We start from the raw sequence: 23,631 nt of genomic DNA on the forward strand, positions 1-23,631 counted from the left end.
ATATAGCTTTTTTATGTTGATTCTATAGATATTTTCATTTTTTACTTATATAAACATTGAATCTACCTATAATTATTGTAAGTCTTAAATTTAAAAATTATAATAAAAAAGATAAGTAGAATTTTTCTACTTATCTTTTAATAATTGTGAGAAATTTTTTGCTCAGTACATGAGAAGTTTTTTTCTCACTTAATATTGTACTCTGATATTTTATTAGTTAATTGTCTTCTGCTAATCTCCAATTTTTTTGCTGTATTTGAAATATTATTTCCACATAGAGATAGAACCTTTTCAATATATTCACACTCAAATTCTTTTCTTATTTCTCTTAGAGGTCTAATACTTATTTTATCATCTATGTTTATATTGTTTGATATTAAGTTCAAATTGTCTTTTGATAACTTACTTTCTTCACTTAAAACTACTAATCTATTGATTATATTTTTTAATTCTCTTATATTCCCTGGATAATCGTAATTTATCAAAAAATCCACTACTTCTTTATCAATTGAGGATATTTTTTTATCATGTTCAATCTGGTATTTATTTAAGAAAAAGTCTATAAGTGTATTTAAATCCTCTCTTCTATTTCTTAAAGGTGGTATAGTTATTGTTATTGTACTTATTCTATAAAAAAAATCTTCTCTTATATTACCATTTAATATTTCTATTTTAGGTTCTTTATTCATTGCACAAATTAATCTAAAGTCAACTTTAATAGACTTATTACTTCCTATTCTCTCTATAGATTTCTCTTCAAGTGTCCTTAACAATTTTACTTGCACATTTAAAGGTATATCTCCTATTTCATCTAAAAATAAAGTACCCCTATTTGAAAGTTCAAATCTACCTTTTCTGCTATCTATTGCTCCAGTAAAAGAACCTTTCTCATGTCCAAATAACTCAGACTCTAATAAATTTTCGGAAAAAGAACAACAGTTTACAGGTACAAATATTTCATCTCTTCTTGGGCTTAGACTATGTATATATCTAGCTAAAACATCTTTTCCTACTCCAGATTCTCCAAGAATTAGTATATTTACATCTTTACAGGCAGCTTTTTCTGCGATTTTTATTATATTATTAAAATCCTTATTTTTAGATTCTAAAGTAAAGCCCAAATTATTTTTTTGTGTGCAAACTACTTCTTTTTCTCTTTTTACTTTTTCAATTTCTTCTAATAAAGTTTCAATAGGATTACTTTTTATAAAATAAGATAAAGCTCCTCTTTTCATAGCTTCAACTGCATTTTCAATACTTCCATATCCAGTAACTAATATAACTTCTATATTTTTATTAATAGATTTAATTTTATCTAAAAGTTGTACTCCATCCATGTTTTTCATCATAACATCAGATAAAATCAAATCGTAATTTTTATCTTTCTTAATAATACTCACAGCTTCTTCTCCACTTAGTGCTATATCTACCACATATCCATTCTTTTGCAAAATTTTTTTCATTATTGTTCCATACTCTAATTCATCATCAACTACTAGTATCTTCATCATATAGTCACCTCTTTATTTAGTGGAATTTTTATATAAAAACAAGTACCAACTCCCAATTGACTTTTGACACTTATATCTCCATTATTCTTTTTAATCTCGTTATATGTAATGTACAAACCTAATCCAGTTCCTTCACCAATTGGCTTTGTGGTATAAAAAGGATTAAATATATCCTTTAAAACGTTTTCTTTTATACCATCACCATTGTCCTTAAAATCTATAAATAAACAGCACTCTTTCACATAGCAATTTATAATAATTTTACCGCCTTCATGTACTGCATCTACTGAGTTAGATATTAAATTTATAAATACGTGTTTCAAAGATTCTCCATTTATGTAGCACACTAAATCCTTATTGCAGTTTATCTTTATTTCAACATCTTTTAACTGTAAAACTTTATACTGAAGTTTGACTATATTTTCAATAAAATTTCTTATATTTATATTTTCTAAACTATCATCTGATATTCTTGCAAAATTTAATAAATTCGTTATTATATTACTTGCTCTATCTACATTACTTTCTATTGATTTTACACAATCATTTACCTCTTCTATAGTAACATTATCTTTTAAAAGATAACAATTATTTCTTATTATTCCTAGAGGATTTCTTATCTCATGTGCTACTCCAGAAGCTAATTGCCCTATAGATATCATTTTATTATCTCTCAGCAATTTTGCTTCTATTATTTTATCATTAGTTATATCTTTAATCACGGCTACTATATATTCAATATTATTTTTTTTATATTCTACAGGGAAAGTACTTATTTTCAAAATCTTATTAATCAGTTCTATTTCACTTGTTTTATGTGTATTTTCAGAAAATGTATTCTCAATAATATTTTTTATTATGTCAATTAATTCTTCTTTTTTATATTGTATCTCATTGATAAAATCATAGAATACTTTATTTGATTCAACTATATTGTAATTGTCATCTATAAGCATTATTATGTCTGTGATACTATTAAATGTGGCCTCTAAAGCCTTTTTATTTTCTATTACTTCTTCTGTTTTCCTTTTTATTTCTATTTTTAATAAATATGTATAACTATAAAAAATATAAATAGATATCAAAATTATGCCTATAAAAATATAAATGATTGGCATGACTCCTCTATCATATAATACATCATCAACTTCATTATATATAGAATACCATTTTTTATTTAAATCTTTATATACACCATTTTTCTGAAGTTTAAAAATTCCCTTATTTAAAATACCAACTAATTCTTTATATTGTTTAGGAACAGCGAGAACTGCCTTTTTGGTATAAATAGGAGTATTTAAAATACTGTATTTCTCTGAGAGTTCATAGTTTATCACATAATATCGTAATACTGGTTCATCACCAACAACTGCATCTACTTTGCCTGACATTAAATAATTTACTCCAGTCTTTATATCTGGAGTCAACACAATATCTATATTGTCAACTCTTTCTTTTAAAAAGTTTATAGAATAGTCACCCTCTGGTATTGCTATTGTTTTTCCCTTTAAATCTCTATAACTATTTATATTCTGTGCTTTTTTATCTTTTAATATATTTGCACTTAATGTATAAACGGGATCAGTAAATATAAACTTATTTGCTCTTTCTTTTGATGGAATTAAGTCAAAAAATCTTATACTATCATCCACTGGATTTATAAAGGATTCTTTCCACCATGTATTTGGTTTAAAATAGAAATCTCTACCTATTTGGATTGATAGGGAATTAATTAAATCAACAACAATTCCTTTATATTGACCATCTTCTTGGCCTTTATATCTAAGAGGAGGAGAGCTCTGGTCAGAACTATAAATTAAATTTTTATGTTTTTTTAGCCATTGTTTTTCCTCTTCTGTAAATGGAAGTGATTTCTTAACATATTCAAATATATTCAAATTATACTCCATGCCTACATACATATTTGTGAGTGAAACTACAACTAAAAATGAATAAATAATCCCTATAATTACTATCTTTTTTTTATTCACCTTAAAACTCCAATCTTTCTTTTTTATATAAATTCAATATTTAATAACAAAATCCTACTTTTTTCATTAAATATCTATATTTATTATAAGATTAATTGTATAGATGTTGAAACTATAGTCATTACTATCCCTATTAGTGCTTCATACGGAATCAATTTAAATCTTTCACCTATATCCATATTTATACTGCCTGCACTAGTATGAAATAATGAACCATGTGGTAATTGTTCAAATACACTGGAACCTGCATTAACAATTGATGCTCCTGAAATTGGTGATAATCCACCACTTAATATAGCATCAGAAAAAGTTGATGATGCTATAGTGGCTCCAGCTGTTGATGATGCTGTTGCCAGTGACATAAGTATACCTGAAATCGGTGCTAATAAAAATTGTGGCATATTTAAATATTGTAGTATACCTATTGTACTCTGTTGTAATTCAGACATTTGTATAATCCCCGCAATAGTCCCTGTTCCAAGTAATAATATGCATACACCTTGCATCTTAGATAATCCAAAAGACAAATACTCTCTTGTATTTTTCAAATTTCCTGTCGCGATTAAGGTTACTACTCCTCCTACAGGAAGTGCAACCATAGGGTCTATTACTATAGGTGATATATTTCCTAGAAACAATAAAAATATAGCTACAATTGGACCACATAATGACTTAAACAAATTTGGTAAATCCTCTCTTTGTTCCAAAAGTTCATATGATTCTACATTGTTTCCTTTATTTGTTAATGCACTTGCCAAAACAACAGTAAACACAATACCAACAATTGCTGGAATTACGTTTGCTATCATAACACTAGATAGATTTACAGAAAAATTTCCTGCTACTGCAATAGTATTTGGATTTGGTGATATTATATTACCTGCTTTGCCTCCACCTAACATAGCTAAAAGTATTGCTAATTTAGAATAGTTTAATTTTCTTCCTATGTATAAACCTATTGGTGCTACAGTTATTACAGATACATCCAAATTTACTCCTACTCCTGCAAGTACCATAGTTGAAGCAGCTATAGAAAGTAAGGCTCTCTTTTCTCCTAATATCCTTACGATTTGTTCTGATATTTTATCAACTGCTCCTGTTTTTATTAAACTTCCAGCCAATACACCTGATGCTAAAGCTCTAAGAATTGATGGTGAGATATTCATAGCTCCAGTTGCCATAAAATCTACAGTTTCTGTTATACTTGCGCCTCCAATTATTCCCCCAACAAATGCCCCTAACATTAAACTATATACAGCTTGAAATTTCTTTATAATTAAAATAATTGCTACTAATAAGCCAAATATAGCTCCAAAAGTTGTTATTTGCACAATATCCCCTCCTATCTTAAAGTAAGTTAATTATTTTTTATTTAATTTTATTTAAATATATTTTAAGTATTCTGTATCCACTTGTCAATTATATTTTAATTTATTCAATTAGATTTAACATTATTTATTCAAAATTATATCTTATATGTTATAATGATTTCATACTATATAATCTTTTTATTTAGATTATTTTAAAGTAATATTTTTAAAACGAAAAAGAGAGGATATTTATATGAATGATTTAAATTTAGGAGAAAAAATAGCTGAAGTTCGAAAAAAACAAAATCTAAGTATTCGAGATTTAGCAAAACTAGCAGATGTTACACCATCATTATTGAGCCAAATAGAACGAGGTCTTGCTAATCCATCTGTAAATTCATTAAAATCTATAGCCTCTTCTCTAAATGTTCCTCTATTTACATTTTTTGTATCTGAAGTAGACAAAAAAAGTTTAATAGTGAGACACGATAGTAGAAAGAAAGTTATTTTACCTGGAAGTAATGATGTTGTATATGAAGTTTTAGTTCCAGATTCTAGTGGTAATTTAGAATTTGCTATTATGGATTTGGCTCCAAATACATCTTCTTGTGTAGATAGAATTACTCATAATGGAGATGAAATTGCATACATTTTAGAGGGAGAAGTCAAACTCTTTATGGATGATGATGAATTTACTTTATTTAAGGGTGATAGCGTTAAGGTTCCTTTAGGAACAAAGCATAAATGGCAAAATGATTCTGATAGTGAAAGCAAAGTAGTTTTTGCAGTTATACTATAAAGGGTAGACCTTATGAAGAGATATAAATTTATATTTTTTGATGCAGATGATACTTTATTTGATTTTAAAAAGAGTGAATCTTATGCTTTTAAGAAACTTTTATCTAAATTTAAATTAGATTTTGACTTTGAAAAATTTATAAAAATATATAGAAATATAAGTGATAAACTTTGGCTTGACCTTGAAAAAAACACTATAACTTTAGATGAGCTTAAACTACTTAGATTTGAACTTTTTGCAAAGGAAATGAACTTAAATGTTGACCCTATAATTCTTAGTAAAATGTACTTAAATCTTTTGGCAGAATGTACTTTTTTAATGCCAGGTGCACTTGATGTATTATCATATCTTAAAAGTAAATACAAAATTATCATAATAACAAATGGAATTTCTAAAGTCCAAAATAATAGACTTAAAAACTCAGAAATAAAAGAATATATTGATGGAATGATTGTATCAGAAGAAGTAAAAGTATCAAAACCAAATCCTGAAATATTTAAATATGCATTTAAGAAGTTTAACTGTTATGATAAAACTTCTGCTTTGATGATTGGTGATAGTTTAACTTCAGACATATTAGGAGGAATAAATTCAGGAATAGATACTTGTTGGCTAAACTCCAATAACAGTATAAATTATACTAGTTCTATACCCACTTATGAAATAAATACTCTCATTGAATTAAAAAATTTATTATAATCTGTAAGTATGAGTATATCAAGTAGAATCTTATTATTTTGCAATAATTTTTTTAGCTAGCATATCTTTAAGCTAAAAAAATTATTGCAACTTACCAATATCAACTTTAATCTTGTAAAAATTTCTAAAAACACTTTCTAATACATTTACTACATCTTGATTCAGTGTTTTCTTTATCTCCCATTAAAATAAGCATCGCAACACTTTTTATAGGAGATAATTGATGATAATCATTGATTTCTATTTCTAGATTATCGTATTTATTTTTTACATATTCATAAATATCTTTTTGGTTTTCAACTTTAAAATCTTTATCTCCTGGATATATCTCATATGATATATTGAGATTACTATAGGTTTCCTTTAAATACATTTTTATTTTCTCGTTGATGTAGTCTAAGCACACTATACCTATTTTATCTAGTGCCAAACCTGCCATCATATTACAATTTTTCATGTAATCTTTCATTTTAATGTCAATTTTATCTCCTACGGTATATAAAATGGCAAATGCCTTTTTACACTCTTTAGGCATTTTATCAATATCAATTTCACTTACATAAACCTTAATATTCAATATACTTTTTATACTTTTTATTTCTTCTTCAACTATTCCATTAATCATTTCTGGAACTTTTCTATTCGAATATCCCAAAAACTTTAGCACTGTATCTTTATTTATATAAATATCTTCTAAATCTATATATTCTAAATAAGGCATATTTTCATTGTTATTCCAACTCATTCATATCAATCCTATCTAATTCTTTATAACTAATTCTCCCTGCCTTTATGGCTGCTTGTAAATTTTCTACTGGTGTTGTATTTAAACAGTTGCAACCAAAATCGCATAAGAAATTGTCATACTTTCTCATCTTTTTTAACAACTTTAGTGTTTCTTTTGTTATTTTATCAGGTGTGGAACGTCCAAGAAGTTTTATTGGGTCTAAATTTCCAATTAAAACTATATCTTTTGGAATTCTTGGTGCAATCTCTTCATAGTCTAGAATTTGGTCTAAACTTACTGCATCTATATTGCAACTCAACATATTATCTAACAACTCTCTTGTATCTCCACATATATGCATACCTTTCCAACAATCAAGTTCATCATATACTTTATTTAAATTTTTTACTATATATTCATCAAATCTAGTTTTGTTTAAAGTTACTGATGTTGGCTCTGCTATTGAAATATATTTTGCACCTGCTTTATTTGCAGCAACAGCATATCTCCTTACTAACTCAGTAGTGAATTCTAATAACTCCTCCACAAATTTTTTATCAGTTATTATACACCTCAAAAGTTGTGTAGCCCCAGCTAATTGACCCGCAAGAGTAAATGGACCTTGTATTGATTCATATAATGGTTTTTTTATAGTTTTTGATATTAGTGATAAGCTTTCTAGATTAAGTGGCATACGTCCACTTGTATATGGGTCTGGCACATCTAATTTTCTTAACTTTTCACTATTTGTTATTGTATGTGTCAATACACTTGGAAAATCATAATCTGGTCTTAGTGTCTCTAATCCCAGAGTCTCGCAAAATGTAATCCCATCACAAAATGAATATATAAAATCTGATTCAAAATATTTATCCATAGTTCTTGCTAATTCCAATTGTATATCTACACTATCATATACTTCATATGCTTTTTTATTTATCAAAAATAAACCATTTGTACCCATATCGGGCAGGAAAAATCCTCTATCTTCACTATTTATATATTGTAATAAAGTCATATCTGAAAACATTCTAAATTTCTCCTCCTATAAGTTTGTCTATTAATTTAACTGCTTTTGGAGCATTTGGACTATATCCATCTGCACCTATTTCTTCTGCAAAATCCATACTTACAGGACCTCCACCAATTATTACCTTTGGCCTTTTACTTAGATTAAGTCTGTTAAGCCTATTTATTACTGATTTCATGTTTTCCATCGTCGTTGTCATCATTGAAGATAAACCTATTATATCTACATTGTTTTTTATAGCCTCTTCTATTATATCTTCGCTTTTTCTATTTACACCTAAATCAATTACTTTGTATCCAGTGGCTTCAACCATTACTTTTACAATATTTTTTCCTATCTCATGAGTATCACCTTCTACTACAGACATTAAAATTACTCCCTTTGATTTTTCTTTTATTTTGCCAGTTCCCTTCAAGAGATTAATACCTTTATTTAATGCATCTGTACATACTATCACTTCTGAAAGATAGTATTCTTTATTCTCAAATTTGTCTAAAGCACCTATCATACCCTTGTTTAACCCATATTCATATATATCTTCTACATTAATATTTTCCTCTATAGCAGTTTTTACCAAGCCTTCTATATTATTTACATCCATATTTAATATACATTCTGCTATCTTTTCAAGTATATCCATATAATACTCATCCTTTCCAATTCCTTCATAAAAGTACTTTACTAACATTCAATAAAAAATTAGTTCATACTTTAAGAACATTTCTTATCAAATCTTAGGTTAAAAGTATAATAATTATTGATAATTTAAATTTGCAGTCCATGGAAAATCTATAGGAAATACTTTTGTAGTAAATTCATATATATTTTTCAAATGTTTAAATTCATTGTGTTGTTCTTCATTTCTTTCAAAAAATAGCTTATTAAGTTTATCTAAGCTTTCTATTATAAGCTCCTCTTCCTTATATTTGATGATATATTTATTTTCAACTTGTTTAAATTCAATATGCTCTAATAGTTCAGAATCTACATATTGATTAAAATAACCTTTTAAATTATTGCATAATTTACTATAATTTATTATTTTAATTGTTCCTTGTTGATAATCTAAAGACTTTAATTCATTACATTCTAATTGGTCTTTTAGATTTCTTACATGTACCTTATAGTCTAAATACTCTAAACCAAATTTATTCGTAGTATATTTTAATACATTTTCAACATTTATATTATTCAATCCTAGTTCAACTACTTCTCCTACAATAGAGTACTCTTTTTTTATTGTTCTTATTATTAAATATCCTATCATGTTATTATTATCTTTTATAAATACTTTCTTATAATTAATTGGTCCCCAAGCAAGAGTAGCTGCATGTAATAATTTTTTAAATTCATCTCTTGTTCTTATAAATCTAGTACTATTTTGATTATATAATTCAATCATTTTATTTAAATCAGTATCTTTTTCAAAATTAGTTTCATCAAATTCAACTATTTCATATGGTATTTCAATATTTTCTGGCTTTATTGTATATTTATAGAAACTCTTCACCACACTGCAATTTCTTCTACTATATAAACTTCTTGTCCCTGAAATAATTAAAACATCTACACCATCAGAAAACATTTTTTCTTCTGCTTTATCTAGTATTTTAGATGAATATCCCTTCTTCTCATAATCTGGATGTGTGCATACTCCACCTATAGCTGCAACCTTTAGTTTATTTCCTTGAATAGATACATCTTGTACCAAATAGTTTACATCTGAAACTACTTTTTCATTTTCTGATATTATAATCATATTTTCTATGTTATCTTTATTCAATAAAAGTGGAAACTCTTCCACCATAGTTGGCTTATAATTTCTTGATATTCTAAACACATAGTTTATTAATCCTGTTACTTTATTAAACTCTTCTACTTTTGCACTTCTTGGTTTTATTTCCATCTATATTCCTCCTGATATTATTTAAAATATTTCAATGTTATCATTCTTAGTAAAATATTTATTACCACGTTTTTAAATTTATCACTACATTTCTAATTATATCTTTTTTCTTCATGATTTTTAATTGTTTTTCAACAAACTTCTATAAAAAATATATATACTTTCCAGTTATACTTATAAAATGACCATTTATGTATAATATATTGAAATATTTCCTATATATTTATATGATTAAACTCTATAGGTCAATTGAAACAACCATTTTATTGAGAAGGTTATATTTTTTTATTACCTTCTTTTTTTTATAATAAATTACTATTTGCTTAATAGAAAATATTCTAAGTTGCTTTTAAATAATGACTTTATTGTTTAATTGTACTAAAATAGTATATGTAGGTTACAAATAATCTAATAAATACTAAAAATTGGAGGTAATAGATATGGCAGATTGTAATTCATGTCCATCAAAGGGAAATTGTAATAGTCAATCAAATTGTTCTATTGAAAATAACCCTAACAATAAATTTGGAAAAATAATTGGTGTTATGAGTGGGAAAGGTGGAGTTGGTAAATCGACTGTAACTGCTTTACTTGCTAATAAACTAAATAAAATGGGATACAAAGTTGGTATATTAGACTCTGATATAACAGGACCAAGTATTCCTAGACTTATGGGTCTAAAAAATGTAAAAGCTTATTCTGATGGCTCTTATATTTATCCTGTAGAAAATTCAAATAACATAAAAGTAATGTCTATAAATCTTATGATAGATGACGAAAATGAGCCTGTTGTTTGGAGAGGACCTCTAGTTGGAGGAGTTGTAAAACAATTTTATACTGATGTACTTTGGGAAGAACTAGATTATTTACTTATAGACATGCCCCCTGGAACTGGAGATGTTGCATTAACAGTTATGCAATCTATACCTATAAGTGGAATAGTTATGGTTTCAGTTCCTCAAGATTTGGTATCTATGATTGTATCAAAAGCTGTTAATATGGCTAAAAAAATGAACATAAACGTTCTTGGAGTTATTGAGAATATGAGTTATATTCAATGTCCTGATTGTTCTAAAAAAATCAAATTATTTGATGGTGACTCTACTGAAAAGTTTTTAAATGACTTAGATTTAAAACTTCTAGGTGAACTTCCTATGACTAAAGAAATCATAGATATTACTCATAATGGTGTTACAGAAATTAGTAATGATTTAGACTCAGTATTAACTGATATTGTTGAAAATATTAAATAGATATAAATTAAAATTTTATAGTTTTACACTTTAACACTAAAAAAAGAGGTGTGTATTTATTTTGTAATATTACAAATAAAATACACACCTCTTTTACATCTATCTATGTTTTAAATACACAAAATATTCTTCTATCATATCTCCATTTTTCACTTTTACTAGATATTCATTATAGTGAGCATTGTATGGCTGTGTCATTTTACACTCTACTACATTTTCTATATCTTCCAATTCTAAGAGTTCTACATCTTTTAAAAATTTTCTTTCTAAAAGCTCCATTAGTCTTTCCATAACCTATTCCCCCACTTCTCCAACATAATTAAAATAAAGCAAATAAATTCTCTACTTACAAAATTTACTTATTTATATTATATCCCATATCCTACAAATCCTAACAGAATTCATAAATTATTGTGAAAAAATATGCATTAACGTTTTAATAAATCTATCTTATAGTGATATATTAAGTATTCTTTCAATTATGTAAAGCACTCCTCTTAATCCAACAAATGGTGTATATGGATATATATTTACACTTTTTAAGTTTGGATTACTTATCTGTATATCTAACTTTGAATTATGATTCATATCAATACTAGTACCATCTCCAAATAAAACCAACAACTCATTTTCTTTTAAATATTTGTTTCTATCTAACTCATTATTTCCAATATATACGGATTCGTCCTTACAATCTGTATTATGTAATATGTTAACTCTATCAACTTCAAGACCTAATTCATTTAATAAATCTTTAAACCCTAAAGCAGTGTCATAATCTCCAAATACAGCACATTTTTTGCTTCCCTCATAAAAATAAAACTTCCTTTTTATATTAAATACTTGTCTTTTTATGCTAGATACTTCAGCTTCATAAGCACTTTTATTCAAATCCCACATAGTTACTTTTTGTATGTCTTTAATAAACTCTTCAGTATTTTTTATTCCATAAGGCTTTTTATATACATAAGGTATATTATACTTATCCTTCATAAAAGTTGCTGCTTTGATACCTTCTTTCCTAAGTACTATATTTAGACTAGACTTAGATGCATTTTCTATTTCCTCAATTGATGTGTATGATGTAAAGGTTACATTTACTTCTTTTTTGAAAAAAGCCTTTATCATCCTTTTAATTTCTTCACAATCTGATAAAAAATTATATTGGTCTATATTACATCCAATTATATTAAAGCTATCAATTTTTTCATTGCTCTCTTTTACTACATCCTTTGCTAATATATAAAGAAAATCTTCAACTCCTTGATTATAATCTTCTCTTAATCCACCTGTTGTGATTGGGATTAGCTTACAGTTTACGGAATCACTTATAATATTGCAGATTCCTACTATATCCACACCTATAATAGAAGATACAGATGAAGCCATTACAAATATATACTTGGGTTTAATATTATTATCTATTTCAATTATAGCCTTTTCTAATCTATCATAATTTCCAAACGTAACATCGCTTTCACTCATATGAGTTGAATAAATCTTTGCTTTGTCTTCTCCATTTAAACTTCCAATTGCTTCTATAGCATAGTGAGTTGTTCCTGATGGACCAAATTCTATGACACAGGCTTCGCTTATTGATGATACTGTAAATATTATTCCCATTCTATCAGAAGGATTTGGAAAATATTTATATACTTCCATATTAAATCACTTCCTTTCTTGTAACTTTCTCCACATCAAATAATTTAATTAAAGTTTCCATTATGCCTATTGGAAGCTCAAATCCTATTTTTTGTGCATGTTCGTCTAACGTTATTTGCATAAGTCCCTTTTCTTTTAATAACATTGGACTTTCATGACCTATATAAATATCTGCATTTATAGTATCATACAAACTTCTAAGTGGTGCTATATTTGCAATTCTGCTTACATATGGATTGTGTCCTTTTTTTATTATGTTGTCTTTAAATAAACTATCTTGTTCATAAAGTTCACGCACTTGTATAAATTCTGGCACTAACCCTAATTCTGTTAAGAAATCCACTGTTTCAAATGCCATCATTGGTGTATTCCCATAAATTAGCTTTTTACCTTCCATTAGAAGTCTACATTTATTCAATAACAAATTATATCTTTGTCTTTGCTCTAATAATTCATCTTGTACATCTATGTCTAAAATGTTACAAAGTTTATTATAGTTTTCCATTATAATTGACTCTTTCATGTTTTTATCAAAATATATGTATTCTATTCCAAATTTATTTTTCATATCTTCTGCTAAATCCAATGCTATCATATCTGTTACTATATTTAATTTAGAACTAGATGCACTTTTTATATCTCTTATAGTACATTTAGATGGTATTACACAATTTATTTTTACACCTTCTTTAGAAAGTAACTTTACAAGCTCTGTATCTTCTACATTCTCTTGTCTATGCCCTAAAATATTAACACCTTTTTTATTTGTATAATTCTCCATAACTGATGATAAACTCTTTAAAGCTCTGGTCATTCCAATTATATGAGAATTACAAGTATAATGTTCGGTATTAACTGCTAAAACAGGTACACCAATCAGTTCTTCCAATTCCTCAGATAAAGCATTATAATCCTCACCTATTAATTCTGGTACACATGTAGTTACTATCATTATTGCATCAAATTTTTCAACTTCTGAAATATACTTTACAGCTTCTATTACTTTTTTTTCTGCACCAAAAACTATATCTTTATCTTTTAAGACTACTGAATAAACACTATCTTGACCAGACTGTCTATGATATGCAAAATTTTTACTATAATAAGTACATTCATTTGTTCCTACTATCACAAGAGCCATGTTTTTTATATATGATGCAGTTAATACAACTCCAAACAATGGACAATGAGTCCCTGGAAACACAGCATATGATAAAGATTTTATATCTTTATCATACGCTATATCTTTTAATCTATTTAATACATTTAAAGTATACATATTTTTTCCTTTCCAATCCTATTACTTATACAACTTTATAAATTTAAAGTTACACTTATATTACTTTTTATATTTTTTCAACTATAGTCATCTTAAATATTAAAATTTTATATACTACTAGTTCTTCTACATAACATTATTGGATGAATTCTAGGCTTTTTACTAATTGGGTCTATATCTATATCACATTTTACCTTGTAAACATCTTTTATTATCTCTTCACTTATTACATTATTAGGATGTCCATCCGCTACTATAGCACCATTATTCATAATAATAAGTCTATCACTGTATTTGCTCGCTTGATTTATATCATGCAAAACCATAATTATAGTCATTCCAAATTTTTTATTTATATCTTTTACAAGCTCCATTAGTTCTAATTGATGAGATATATCCAAATATGTTGTAGGTTCATCTAATAAAAGTATATCTGGCTTTTGACAAAGTGCCATTGCTAACCATACTCTTTGTCTTTCTCCTCCAGATAAATTGCTTACCAATTTATCTTTATATGTTTCAAGACCTGTATTTCTCATTGCCCAATTTACTATTTCTTCATCATTTTTATTTTTACTTTCAAAAAAACCTTTATGTGGTATTCTTCCATAATATATTAAATCCTTTACTTTTATATCCTTTAGGGAGGCATTATGTTGAGCTAATAATGCCACTTTTCTCGAAATTTCTTTATTACTCATGACTTTCATATTTCTCTTACCGATATATATGTCACCCTGTTTAATTTTCAAAATTCTAGATAAGGACTTAAGTAATGTAGATTTTCCTGAACCATTTGGACCTAATATAGAAACCACTTCTTTTTCTTTAATGCTCACACTCAGATTGTCTATGATAATCTTATCTTCATAACCTATTTTGACATTTTTTACATTGAACATTAATAACTGCCTCTCTTTCTTAATAAATATAAGAAGAATGGACCCCCTATTATAGACATAATAACGCCTACTGGAATCTCTATAGAGCCTCCTATTGTTCTTGCTAATGTATCTGCAATTAATAATACAATACTCCCTAGTACTATACTAAATGGTATCGTATATTTATGGTCACTGCCAAGCAACATACGCGTTATATGTGGTACTATAAGACCTACAAAACTGATGACACCAACTATTGAAGTAGAAACACCTGCTAAAAATATAGCTACTAATGAGATTAAAAACCTACTTTTATTTACATTGAAGCCAAGATTTGTAGCTGCATCATCTCCTAATTGTAGTACATTTGCACTTCTGATGAGGAAAATAGCTCCTATCAATCCTATAACAGAATACCATATTAGCATATTTACATCTAACCAAGTCTTTGTGGCTAAACTTCCATTTAACCACAACATTGCACTTTGAATTCTTTCACTATACATAGTTGATAAATATGATATCACACCACCTAATATAGTGTTTACAGCTACTCCAGCTAGTATAATTCGCTCTGGTCTAAGCCCATTTTTATACGCCATCAAATATACTACTCCACAAGATATGAGCCCTCCTATAAAAGCAACTATTGGCAACATACTTGTATATTGTGGAAATAAAAGCAATATTATAATAGCAGCTACACTTGCTCCTGTAGATATACCTGTTATACCAGGGTCTGCTAATGGATTTTTCATAACAGCTTGTAACAATAGTCCTGAAACTGCTAGATTTGCACCAACTAACGCTGCTAAAATATTTCTAGGTAACCTCATCTTATAAACTATGGTAGTAACCATTGCATTATTTTCATTTATCAATGCATCAAATATTTCCCCAATACTTAAATTTACACTCCCTACAGTAGAAAAAACAATTAATAAAATAATTACAGTTATCAACCCTGTAAATATCAATAATACTTTTTTATTATCCATATTCTTCACCTAAAATTTATTTATCTCCATATAAGATATCTCCCAATTTATTTATTGAATCTTTGACATGTATATTTGCTGATACATTAAATATACTTGAGTCTAAATCTATAACTTTTCCATTTTTTACTGCACTTAATGTATCCCATGCAGGATTTTTATCAAAAGAATCATCAAATGCTTTTTTAGTCTCTTCTATATTCCCATGTGCAAATCTAAGTATGTAATCTGGATTTTCTTTTATAATTTGTTCTAAGCTAAATTGTATATAATCTGAATCCACACTATCTGTTAAGTTATCAGCTATATTTTCAGCACCTACTGTTTTAACCAAGTCACCAAGATATGAGCTCTTTGTAGCTAACATAAAATTATTTCCACCACCAAATAAAATAGCTACCCTTGGTTTTTTATCCTGTTTTTTTGACTTTTCTACTACAGATTCTTCTACTCCTTTTAGCTCTTTTATAAGTTTTTCTGCTTCATCTTGTTTATTTATTTTATTACCCAAATTCTCTATGCTTTTAAGAAACTTTGTGTATGTTCCAGTTTCAAAATAGAATGTATCTAGGTTATATTCTTTCATACTCTTTTCAACATTTTCTTTAAACATACTATCAACTATAAATACATCTGGCTCAAGAGAGGCTACAATTTCTAAATCAGGATTCATAGCTTGTCCTACTTCTGGTAGATTTTTATATTTTTCTGGTAGTTCAGATTTAGTCGTTGGAATGCCTACTAAAGTAGCATCTAATTTATCCAATACTTGTGTTGCTGCTACTGTGGCTGAGACAACTTTTACGTTGTTATCTGACTCCTTATTTGCAGACTCATCATTTGACGGCTTTGAGCATCCTGTTAATATTAATGCGCTAAGTAAAAATACTGAGCATATTTTTTTAAATTTCATAAAAATTTCCTCCATAATAAACTTTATTTTAAAACTGTATTTTCTATTTAAACCTATATCTATCTAGTTACTTTGTATAATCTTATTTGCAAGTTCTATATATACTTGTGACATTTCATTATCTTTATCTTCTTCTATAACGGTTCTTCCATTATTCTCAGACTGTTGCATGATTTTATTTCTTGGTATATAGTGAAAAACTTTACTTTTTATTTCATCAGCCAATTTTTCAACTAATTCTAATTCATTTTCAACATTTTTAGCATTTAATATGAGTCCTTTTAAAGAGGCATATCCTCTATTTTTAAATTGCTCTACAGCTAAAGATATATTACTAGCAGCATACATTGACATCATTTCTCCAGAAGTTACTATATACACTTCATTTGCAAATCCATTTCTTATTGGCATTGAAAATCCTCCACAAACAACGTCTCCAAGTACATCGTAAATTACTACATCTGGATTATATATTTCAAAGGCCTTTAATTCTTCTAATTTTTCAAAAGCCGCTATTATACCTCTTCCAGCGCACCCTACTCCTGGAGTTGGTCCTCCAGCTTCAATACATAATACTCCACCATATCCTTCAAATACTATGTCTTCAAGTTTCAAATCATCTTTCTTCTCTTTCATGACATCGAGAACTGTTGGTATAAATTTTCCTTTCATTAAATTTTTAGTAGAATCTGATTTAGGGTCACATCCTATTTGCATAACCTTATATCCTAAATGAGAAAGTGATGCAGATAAATTGGAAGTTGTTGTTGATTTTCCAATTCCTCCCTTCCCATAAATAGCTATTTTTTTCATTGACTTTTTACCTCTCTTACATCATAATATTATTTAACGAAATTAATTATCATTCGCAACAACTATTTTACGCGATATGTTTTTTAAATTCTTAACTATATTTGTTTTTTTATAAAAATATTTGTATAAATTTAAATGAGGTGATTTTTTGAAATGTTTTAAAGATGATATAGAACTTATCATTAATGATTTTTTTGACTGTTGTAATATCCCAACAAAAGTGATTAATAAGGATTTAAAAGAACTTTGTAGCGTTGGCTACAATGATAAACTAGAAAAGTACTTTTCTAGTTTAAACATATTCAATAATATAAAAAGTACAGATTTTATATCTAATAAAAACTTGTCCTATATAATGTTAAGTTTTTGCGATGACATACAATTTTTAATTATGCCGATACATAAATTTGATATTTCTAGTGGCTATTTTGTTATAGGACCTTTTAAATCATGCATTAATAATGATATTGAGTTTTCTGACATACCATTTAAGCCTCTATCATGTATAGATTATATATCAAATCTTTTATCAGAAATATGTAATGATAAAATGAAACACAAACCAGCTCTTAGTTTTTATGTAAAAAAAACTATTGATTATATTCATAAAAACTACTCAGAAGATATAACAGTAAGTGATATATGTAATAATTTACAACTTAATAAAAGTTATTTTTGTTCCCTATTTAAAAAAGAAAGTGGATATACATTTACTAATTTTCTCAATAAAGTTCGAGTCGAAAAAAGTAAAAAATATTTACTTCGAGAAGATATGTCTATTTTAGATGTTGCTGTATTTGTTGGGTTCAATAGCCAAAATTATTATAGTATGGTTTTTAAAAAGTTTAACAACCTTACACCAATTGAATATAAAAATATTTATAACTAAAAAAGTTAATTCTTTGTTAAGTTGATTTTATCCAAAATATGCTAAATATCACCTCAAGTATTTAAATTACTATATGATATAAGTTTTCTCAAATTAACAACAACTTAAAGATTTAACATTCTCTTAACCTATACTTAACAAAACGTTAATATTTAAATTGACAAAATTTGTTATTCTATATTATGGAAACGATAAATTTTAGTTAATAAAGTTTATAATTCATATAAAAAATTTATTAATTTCTTAAGGGAGGAAATGTTGTGAATATAGCAATTAGTCTTATCGGTGGTCTTGGACTTTTTCTTTATGGAATGAGTTTAATGGGAGAAGGTTTACAAAAATCGGCAGGAGACAAATTAAAGAAAATCATCGAACTCTTAACAAGTAATGTTGTTATGGGTGTATTGGTAGGTACAGTTGTTACAGGTATCATACAAAGTTCAAGTGCTACTACTGTAATGGTTGTAGGATTTGTAAATGCAGGAATAATGAATCTAAGTCAAGCCATTGGTGTAATAATGGGTGCAAATATAGGTACTACTGTTACTGCCCAACTAGTTTCATTTAATCTTGAAGGAATAGCCCCAATTGCATTAGGTATAGGTATAGTATTTTATTTATTTACATCAAATCAAAAAACAAAACACTTAGCTGAAATACTTATTGGTTTTGGTATATTGTTTACAGGTATGGAATTTATGAAAGATGCAGTAGCTCCACTTGCTGAATATAAGGGATTTACTGATACACTTTTATATTTTAGTAAAAATCCTATACTTGGTATATTGGCAGGATTTGCAATCACTGGTATCATACAAAGTTCAAGTGCTTCTATGGGTATGCTAATCGCTTTAGCTTCTCAAGGAATACTTCCTCTATCAGCTGCTTTACCTATACTTTATGGAGATAATATTGGTACTTGTGTTACTTCACTTTTATCAAGTGTTGGTGCAAATAGAAATGCTAGACGTGCAGCTGTAATGCATTTAAGTTTTAATGTCATTGGTACAATAATATTTATGCTTGTTTTAAATAAACCTATATCAGCTATAGTTACTCATTTTGACCCAACTGACACAGCTAGACAAATAGCAAATGCACATACTTTATTTAATCTTACAAATGTTATAATATTATTGCCATTTTCTAAATACATAGTTAAATTAGCAAACAAACTTATACCTATTAAAGAAACTGAGTCAGAAATTGTAAACAATACTAAGTACTTAGATGAAAGAATGTTTAGTACTCCATCTATAGCACTTGGTAATACTGTACAAGAAGTTGTTAGAATGGGACACAAGGCCACAAACTCTTTAGAACATTCAATTGCAGGTTTTTTAAATAAAAGTAGTGAAGATATTAAGAAAACTTTTGAGTCTGAAAAAGTTGTTAATAAATTGCAGAAAGATATATTAAATTATTTGTTAAAACTTTCTAAAGAACCACTTAGAGATGATGAACGATTTAGAACAGATTTACTCTTCAATACAGTAAATGATATCGAAAGAGTATCTGACCATGCTGAAAATATAGCTGAGTTGGCTATGACTGTTAAAGAAATGAATGTTAACTTCTCTGATAGTGCAATAAAAGAAATCTATGAAATATACAATAAAACTATGACTAACTTTAAGGATGCTTTAGTAGTTTTAGATGTAAAAGATTTTGAATTAGCAAACAAAGTTTTAGAAGTTGAAAATGAAGTAAATTACTTAGAAAAAACTTTTAGAAATGCTCATATGATTAGATTAAATAATGGTAGTTGTACAATTGATGCTGGTGTACTTTACCTTGACTTACTTACTAACTTAGAAAGAATTTCTGACCACTCAACAAACATAGTAACACAAGTTTTAAAACTTAAACAAAAAATATAGTTATTACAATTTATATTTAATTTTAATTAACTATTTAATATAATAAAAAGCTATAAATAATAATTCTATTATTTATAGCTTTTTTAATTTAATTAATATAAATTTGGAATATGTATTTTACTTTTTCTCTTATATAATAAACAAGTACCCTAAACATTTGATTTAATTTTCAGTGCAGGATTTTTTAATAATTGCTCAAAATCATCTTGTGGCATTGGCTTTGCATAAAAATATCCTTGTGCCAAATAACATCCAATTTCTTTTAGTCTTATCACTTGTTCTATACTTTCTACTCCTTCACATATAACTTTCATATTTAATTCTTTTGCCATATTTACCACTCCACGCACAACAGCTTGTTCACGACTACCATGCATTCCTTTTTGTATAAATGTACGGTCCAACTTAATTATATCAACAGAAAATTGTTGTAATAAACCAAGAGATGAATATCCAGAACCAAAATCATCTATAGAAATAGGAAATCCTGATTCTTTTAGTTGATTAAAATGACTCAAAATCTGATTGAGATTTTCAACAAAAATGCTTTCTGTGACTTCTATTTCAAGGTATTTGTGAGGTATTTTATAGTAATCTGCTATTTCTATCAATGTTTCTGAGAAGCTTTCATTATTAAAATGAATTCTGGAAAAATTACAAGATACTGGACTAATATTTAATCCCAAATCTATCCATCTCTTTAACAGTTTGCAGACTTCTTCATAGATATAAAAGTCAATTTCTACCACAAATCCGTTTTTTTCAAAATAAGGAATGAATTTTCCAGGACTTATTATACCTTTATCTGGATAATTCCATCTTACCAGTGCTTCACTTCCTACCAATTTATTTGTATTCATATCTACCTTTGGTTGAAAGTATGGAACAAACTCTCCATGTTCTAAGGCTATTTGCATCCTATCTGTTAGGTTTCTTTGATGTAACCCTTCCTCTCTCATAGTCATATCATAAAGTACAACACAACTTTTGTGAGTTATTTCCGTATTTCTTCTCGCATAATTTGCTAGGTCAAGCATAAGAGATATATCATGTTTTTCAACTTCATTTACTATGTATATGCCAAATACAAGAATAAGTTGGTAAGTTTTTCTCATTTTTTCTACCCAATCATTTAATTGAGTATCAATCTTAAAGAGACGTTCTTCTAAGCAATCCCAGCTATTGTATTTTAATAACATAACAAATTGGTCTGCAGAAACGCGAGCACAAGATTCTTCAAAAGAGACAGTATTTTGTAAAGCTTTAGCTAATACACAAAGTATTTCATCTCCTTCTGAAAATCCTAAAGTGTCATTAATCATTCGAAATTGTTTTATATCTAAATAAACAATCACATATGAACCACTTTCTGCATTTCTTAAACTCTTAATAGCTTCTTTACAAAATTTATTTAAATTCCAAATTCCTGTAAGACTATCTCGGTATAACAAACTCTCAATACGTTTATTATTTTTTGACTTTAATAAAAGTAGAAAACTCAAAAGTATAATAATAATAGCTGCTATTATAATAATTCCTCCAATAATTGCCATTGGATGCTGATGAATAATATCTTGCCAAGTTATATCATATTGAATTATTGTATTTTTTAAAATTATTCTGTCCATTTGTTCTGTTGACATGTATTGAATACATTTATCTAGTATAGAAAATAACCTTGAATCTGCAGAATCAGAAATGCCAATACTTATTTCTTCTGCATAGTTTGTCAAAGTCGAAACAGAAAATTTTTCATAACGAGGATTGGACAATAGATAATCCGCAATATATGTATTTACATAAACAGCATCCACTTTATCCTTTAATACAGCTTCAAAACATTCTTTTGGAGAATTATAATATTCTATAGTTCTATCTAGTTTCCCATCTTCAGTAATATTTTGTCCAATTAAAGAACCATTTACAGCTGCTACTTTTTTAATTTTATTTTCTTTTTCTCCACTAACTAAAACTACTGGAGCACGTAAATAATACTGAGTTGTTCTTATATTGTTTTTTTGGTTATTAATATAATCGTTTTCCATACCACAAACTATAGATGTGCTAGAATCTTTTGATACTTGAAGTGCTTCATTATAACTTTTTGCAGAAATAAATCTAAATTTTAACCCAGTGTTATTTGTAATTTCCTTAAATAAATCAGCAACCACACCAGAAAACTCGCCTGTTTTGGAATCACCATATTCTAGTGGTGCCTTTGTAGAATCATACACAGCTGAAATTTCACCAGATTGTTGTATATATTCTTGCTCATCTTTTGTAAATACTGGCTTCTGAGCAGTACTTATAGAAAAATATTTATTGTATAATTTTGTTTCATAACTTGAATTCCTAAGTGTCAATGTATTCAAAGCAGAATTCAGTTGAGATAATAAATCCAGCTTCTTATTTGAAACCACAGTATAAAGTGGCTCTGGAGAAAACTGTGCTACACTTTTAAATGTACTAGTCCGACCAAGATGTGTTATAGCAACACCGTCAAGATTTCCATTTTTTAAATTTCTTAACAAATCATCTGTTTCTTTATAAGATATAATTTGAACTTCAAAATCATTTGTTTTACAATATTCTTTAAAGTTTTCAGCATCCTTACTATTACTAATAATACCTACTTTCATATCCTGAAAAGAATCAAAATCCTCATAATCATAACGAGTATCGTCCACTCTTACATTTAAAGTTGTATAGATATTACACATTGGTAGGGTTGGAAAAAGCATTTCTTTTGTGCGTTCTTTTGTATAATAGACACTAGGAAGAACATCTATCTCACCTGATTTTAACATTTCAAAAGCATTTTCCCAACTTTTACAATCTACTATTTCATATTTCCAGTTAGTGTACTTAGTAATTTCTTGTAAGTATTCAAAATTAAATCCTATATACTCTCCATTTTCATTTCGACTCATATAATCGCCATCATCATAATACCCGACTTTAACTGGAACCCTATCTGAAGCAGAGTTAATTTCTATTGGAAAAGAAGGAAAAATCATACAAACAATCAGAATCAATTGAAAGGATTTTAACTTCAAAATTTTGTCCTCCTCCCTCTTAGTAGATATA

At 27.4% G+C, this 23,631-nt stretch carries 20 protein-coding genes; 5 read left to right on the forward strand and 15 right to left on the reverse strand.

The window, feature by feature from the left end; translation table 11 throughout:
* Positions 1 to 185: 185 nt before the first annotated feature.
* The 3 genes from KGF41_RS11805 to KGF41_RS11815 all read right to left on the reverse strand — a co-directional run bounded on the left by KGF41_RS11805 (position 186) and on the right by KGF41_RS11815 (position 4,833).
* The gene (locus tag KGF41_RS11805; protein ID WP_227840758.1) at positions 186 to 1,511 is read right to left on the reverse strand and encodes a sigma-54-dependent transcriptional regulator; all 1,326 of its coding nucleotides are present in this window, start codon (positions 1,509 to 1,511) and stop codon (positions 186 to 188) included.
* Entirely contained in the window at positions 1,508 to 3,502 is a 1,995-nt protein-coding gene (locus KGF41_RS11810) for an ATP-binding protein (RefSeq protein ID WP_227856681.1), read from the reverse strand. Before KGF41_RS11810 ends, KGF41_RS11805 begins: the two co-directional genes overlap by 4 nt.
* An 83-nt stretch (positions 3,503 to 3,585) precedes the next feature.
* Positions 3,586 to 4,833, reverse strand: a complete 1,248-nt coding sequence (locus tag KGF41_RS11815) for a GntP family permease (RefSeq protein ID WP_227850412.1) — start codon at positions 4,831 to 4,833, stop codon at positions 3,586 to 3,588.
* 232 nt (positions 4,834 to 5,065) lie between these two features.
* On the opposite strand from KGF41_RS11815, the gene KGF41_RS11820 reads away from it, so the two are divergent.
* Positions 5,066 to 5,611: a helix-turn-helix domain-containing protein gene (locus KGF41_RS11820; protein ID WP_227840755.1), complete on the forward strand. Its 546-nt coding sequence runs from the start codon at positions 5,066 to 5,068 to the stop codon at positions 5,609 to 5,611.
* A gap of 12 nt (positions 5,612 to 5,623) precedes the next feature.
* A complete protein-coding gene (locus KGF41_RS11825; RefSeq protein ID WP_227856682.1) occupies positions 5,624 to 6,310 on the forward strand; it encodes a YjjG family noncanonical pyrimidine nucleotidase in 687 nt (228 codons plus the stop codon).
* A gap of 124 nt (positions 6,311 to 6,434) precedes the next feature.
* On the opposite strand, the gene KGF41_RS11830 is transcribed toward KGF41_RS11825, so the two are convergent.
* The 4 genes from KGF41_RS11830 to KGF41_RS11845 form a co-directional block, all read right to left on the reverse strand.
* Entirely contained in the window at positions 6,435 to 7,055 is a 621-nt protein-coding gene (locus KGF41_RS11830; protein WP_227828460.1) for a hypothetical protein, read from the reverse strand.
* Positions 7,042 to 8,067 (reverse strand): uroporphyrinogen decarboxylase family protein, encoded by a 1,026-nt coding sequence (locus KGF41_RS11835; RefSeq protein WP_227828459.1) that lies wholly within the window; start codon positions 8,065 to 8,067, stop codon positions 7,042 to 7,044. The genes KGF41_RS11830 and KGF41_RS11835 overlap by 14 nt, the downstream gene beginning before the upstream one ends.
* 1 nt (position 8,068) lies before the next feature.
* Positions 8,069 to 8,707: a B12-binding domain-containing protein gene (locus KGF41_RS11840; RefSeq protein WP_227828458.1), complete on the reverse strand. Its 639-nt coding sequence runs from the start codon at positions 8,705 to 8,707 to the stop codon at positions 8,069 to 8,071.
* 114 nt (positions 8,708 to 8,821) lie between these two features.
* The gene (locus tag KGF41_RS11845) at positions 8,822 to 9,973 is read right to left on the reverse strand and encodes a GNAT family N-acetyltransferase (RefSeq protein ID WP_227850413.1); all 1,152 of its coding nucleotides are present in this window, start codon (positions 9,971 to 9,973) and stop codon (positions 8,822 to 8,824) included.
* A 440-nt stretch (positions 9,974 to 10,413) separates the two neighbouring features.
* On the opposite strand from KGF41_RS11845, the gene KGF41_RS11850 reads away from it, so the two are divergent.
* Entirely contained in the window at positions 10,414 to 11,226 is an 813-nt protein-coding gene (locus KGF41_RS11850; RefSeq protein WP_227840239.1) for an Mrp/NBP35 family ATP-binding protein, read from the forward strand.
* 99 nt (positions 11,227 to 11,325) lie between these two features.
* Here the strand turns inward: KGF41_RS11850 and KGF41_RS11855 are convergent, their stop codons facing one another.
* The 7 genes from KGF41_RS11855 to KGF41_RS11885 form a co-directional block, all read right to left on the reverse strand.
* Positions 11,326 to 11,517, reverse strand: a complete 192-nt coding sequence (locus tag KGF41_RS11855; RefSeq protein ID WP_227828455.1) for a hypothetical protein — start codon at positions 11,515 to 11,517, stop codon at positions 11,326 to 11,328.
* 159 nt (positions 11,518 to 11,676) lie between these two features.
* Positions 11,677 to 12,888, reverse strand: coding sequence for a nitrogenase component 1 (locus tag KGF41_RS11860; RefSeq protein WP_227841761.1), 1,212 nt, complete (start codon positions 12,886 to 12,888; stop codon positions 11,677 to 11,679).
* 1 nt (position 12,889) lies between these two features.
* Positions 12,890 to 14,167: a nitrogenase component 1 gene (locus tag KGF41_RS11865; RefSeq protein WP_227856683.1), complete on the reverse strand. Its 1,278-nt coding sequence runs from the start codon at positions 14,165 to 14,167 to the stop codon at positions 12,890 to 12,892.
* 107 nt (positions 14,168 to 14,274) lie between these two features.
* Positions 14,275 to 15,069 carry an ABC transporter ATP-binding protein gene (locus KGF41_RS11870; protein ID WP_227828452.1) on the reverse strand — a complete coding sequence of 265 codons (795 nt, stop codon included), beginning with the start codon at positions 15,067 to 15,069 and terminating at the stop codon, positions 14,275 to 14,277.
* Positions 15,069 to 16,049 carry a FecCD family ABC transporter permease gene (locus tag KGF41_RS11875; RefSeq protein WP_227828451.1) on the reverse strand — a complete coding sequence of 327 codons (981 nt, stop codon included), beginning with the start codon at positions 16,047 to 16,049 and terminating at the stop codon, positions 15,069 to 15,071. Before KGF41_RS11875 ends, KGF41_RS11870 begins: the two co-directional genes overlap by 1 nt.
* Positions 16,050 to 16,065: 16 nt before the next feature.
* On the reverse strand, positions 16,066 to 16,962 hold the full coding sequence (locus tag KGF41_RS11880) for an ABC transporter substrate-binding protein (RefSeq protein WP_227828450.1): 897 nt from the start codon (positions 16,960 to 16,962) through the stop codon (positions 16,066 to 16,068).
* Between the two features lie 63 nt (positions 16,963 to 17,025).
* A complete protein-coding gene (locus KGF41_RS11885) occupies positions 17,026 to 17,775 on the reverse strand; it encodes a nitrogenase iron protein NifH (protein ID WP_227828449.1) in 750 nt (249 codons plus the stop codon).
* 148 nt (positions 17,776 to 17,923) lie between these two features.
* Between KGF41_RS11885 and KGF41_RS11890 the strand changes: the two genes are divergently transcribed.
* Positions 17,924 to 18,664, forward strand: a complete 741-nt coding sequence (locus KGF41_RS11890; RefSeq protein WP_227850418.1) for a helix-turn-helix domain-containing protein — start codon at positions 17,924 to 17,926, stop codon at positions 18,662 to 18,664.
* Positions 18,665 to 18,924: 260 nt separating this feature from the next.
* Positions 18,925 to 20,544: a Na/Pi cotransporter family protein gene (locus KGF41_RS11895; RefSeq protein WP_227850419.1), complete on the forward strand. Its 1,620-nt coding sequence runs from the start codon at positions 18,925 to 18,927 to the stop codon at positions 20,542 to 20,544.
* Between the two features lie 149 nt (positions 20,545 to 20,693).
* Here the strand turns inward: KGF41_RS11895 and KGF41_RS11900 are convergent, their stop codons facing one another.
* Positions 20,694 to 23,600, reverse strand: a complete 2,907-nt coding sequence (locus KGF41_RS11900; RefSeq protein WP_227856684.1) for an EAL domain-containing protein — start codon at positions 23,598 to 23,600, stop codon at positions 20,694 to 20,696.
* Positions 23,601 to 23,631: the final 31 nt, after the last annotated feature.

Source organism: Clostridioides sp. ZZV14-6150, from assembly GCF_020657875.1.
Taxonomy (GTDB): Bacteria; Bacillota; Clostridia; order Peptostreptococcales; family Peptostreptococcaceae; genus Clostridioides.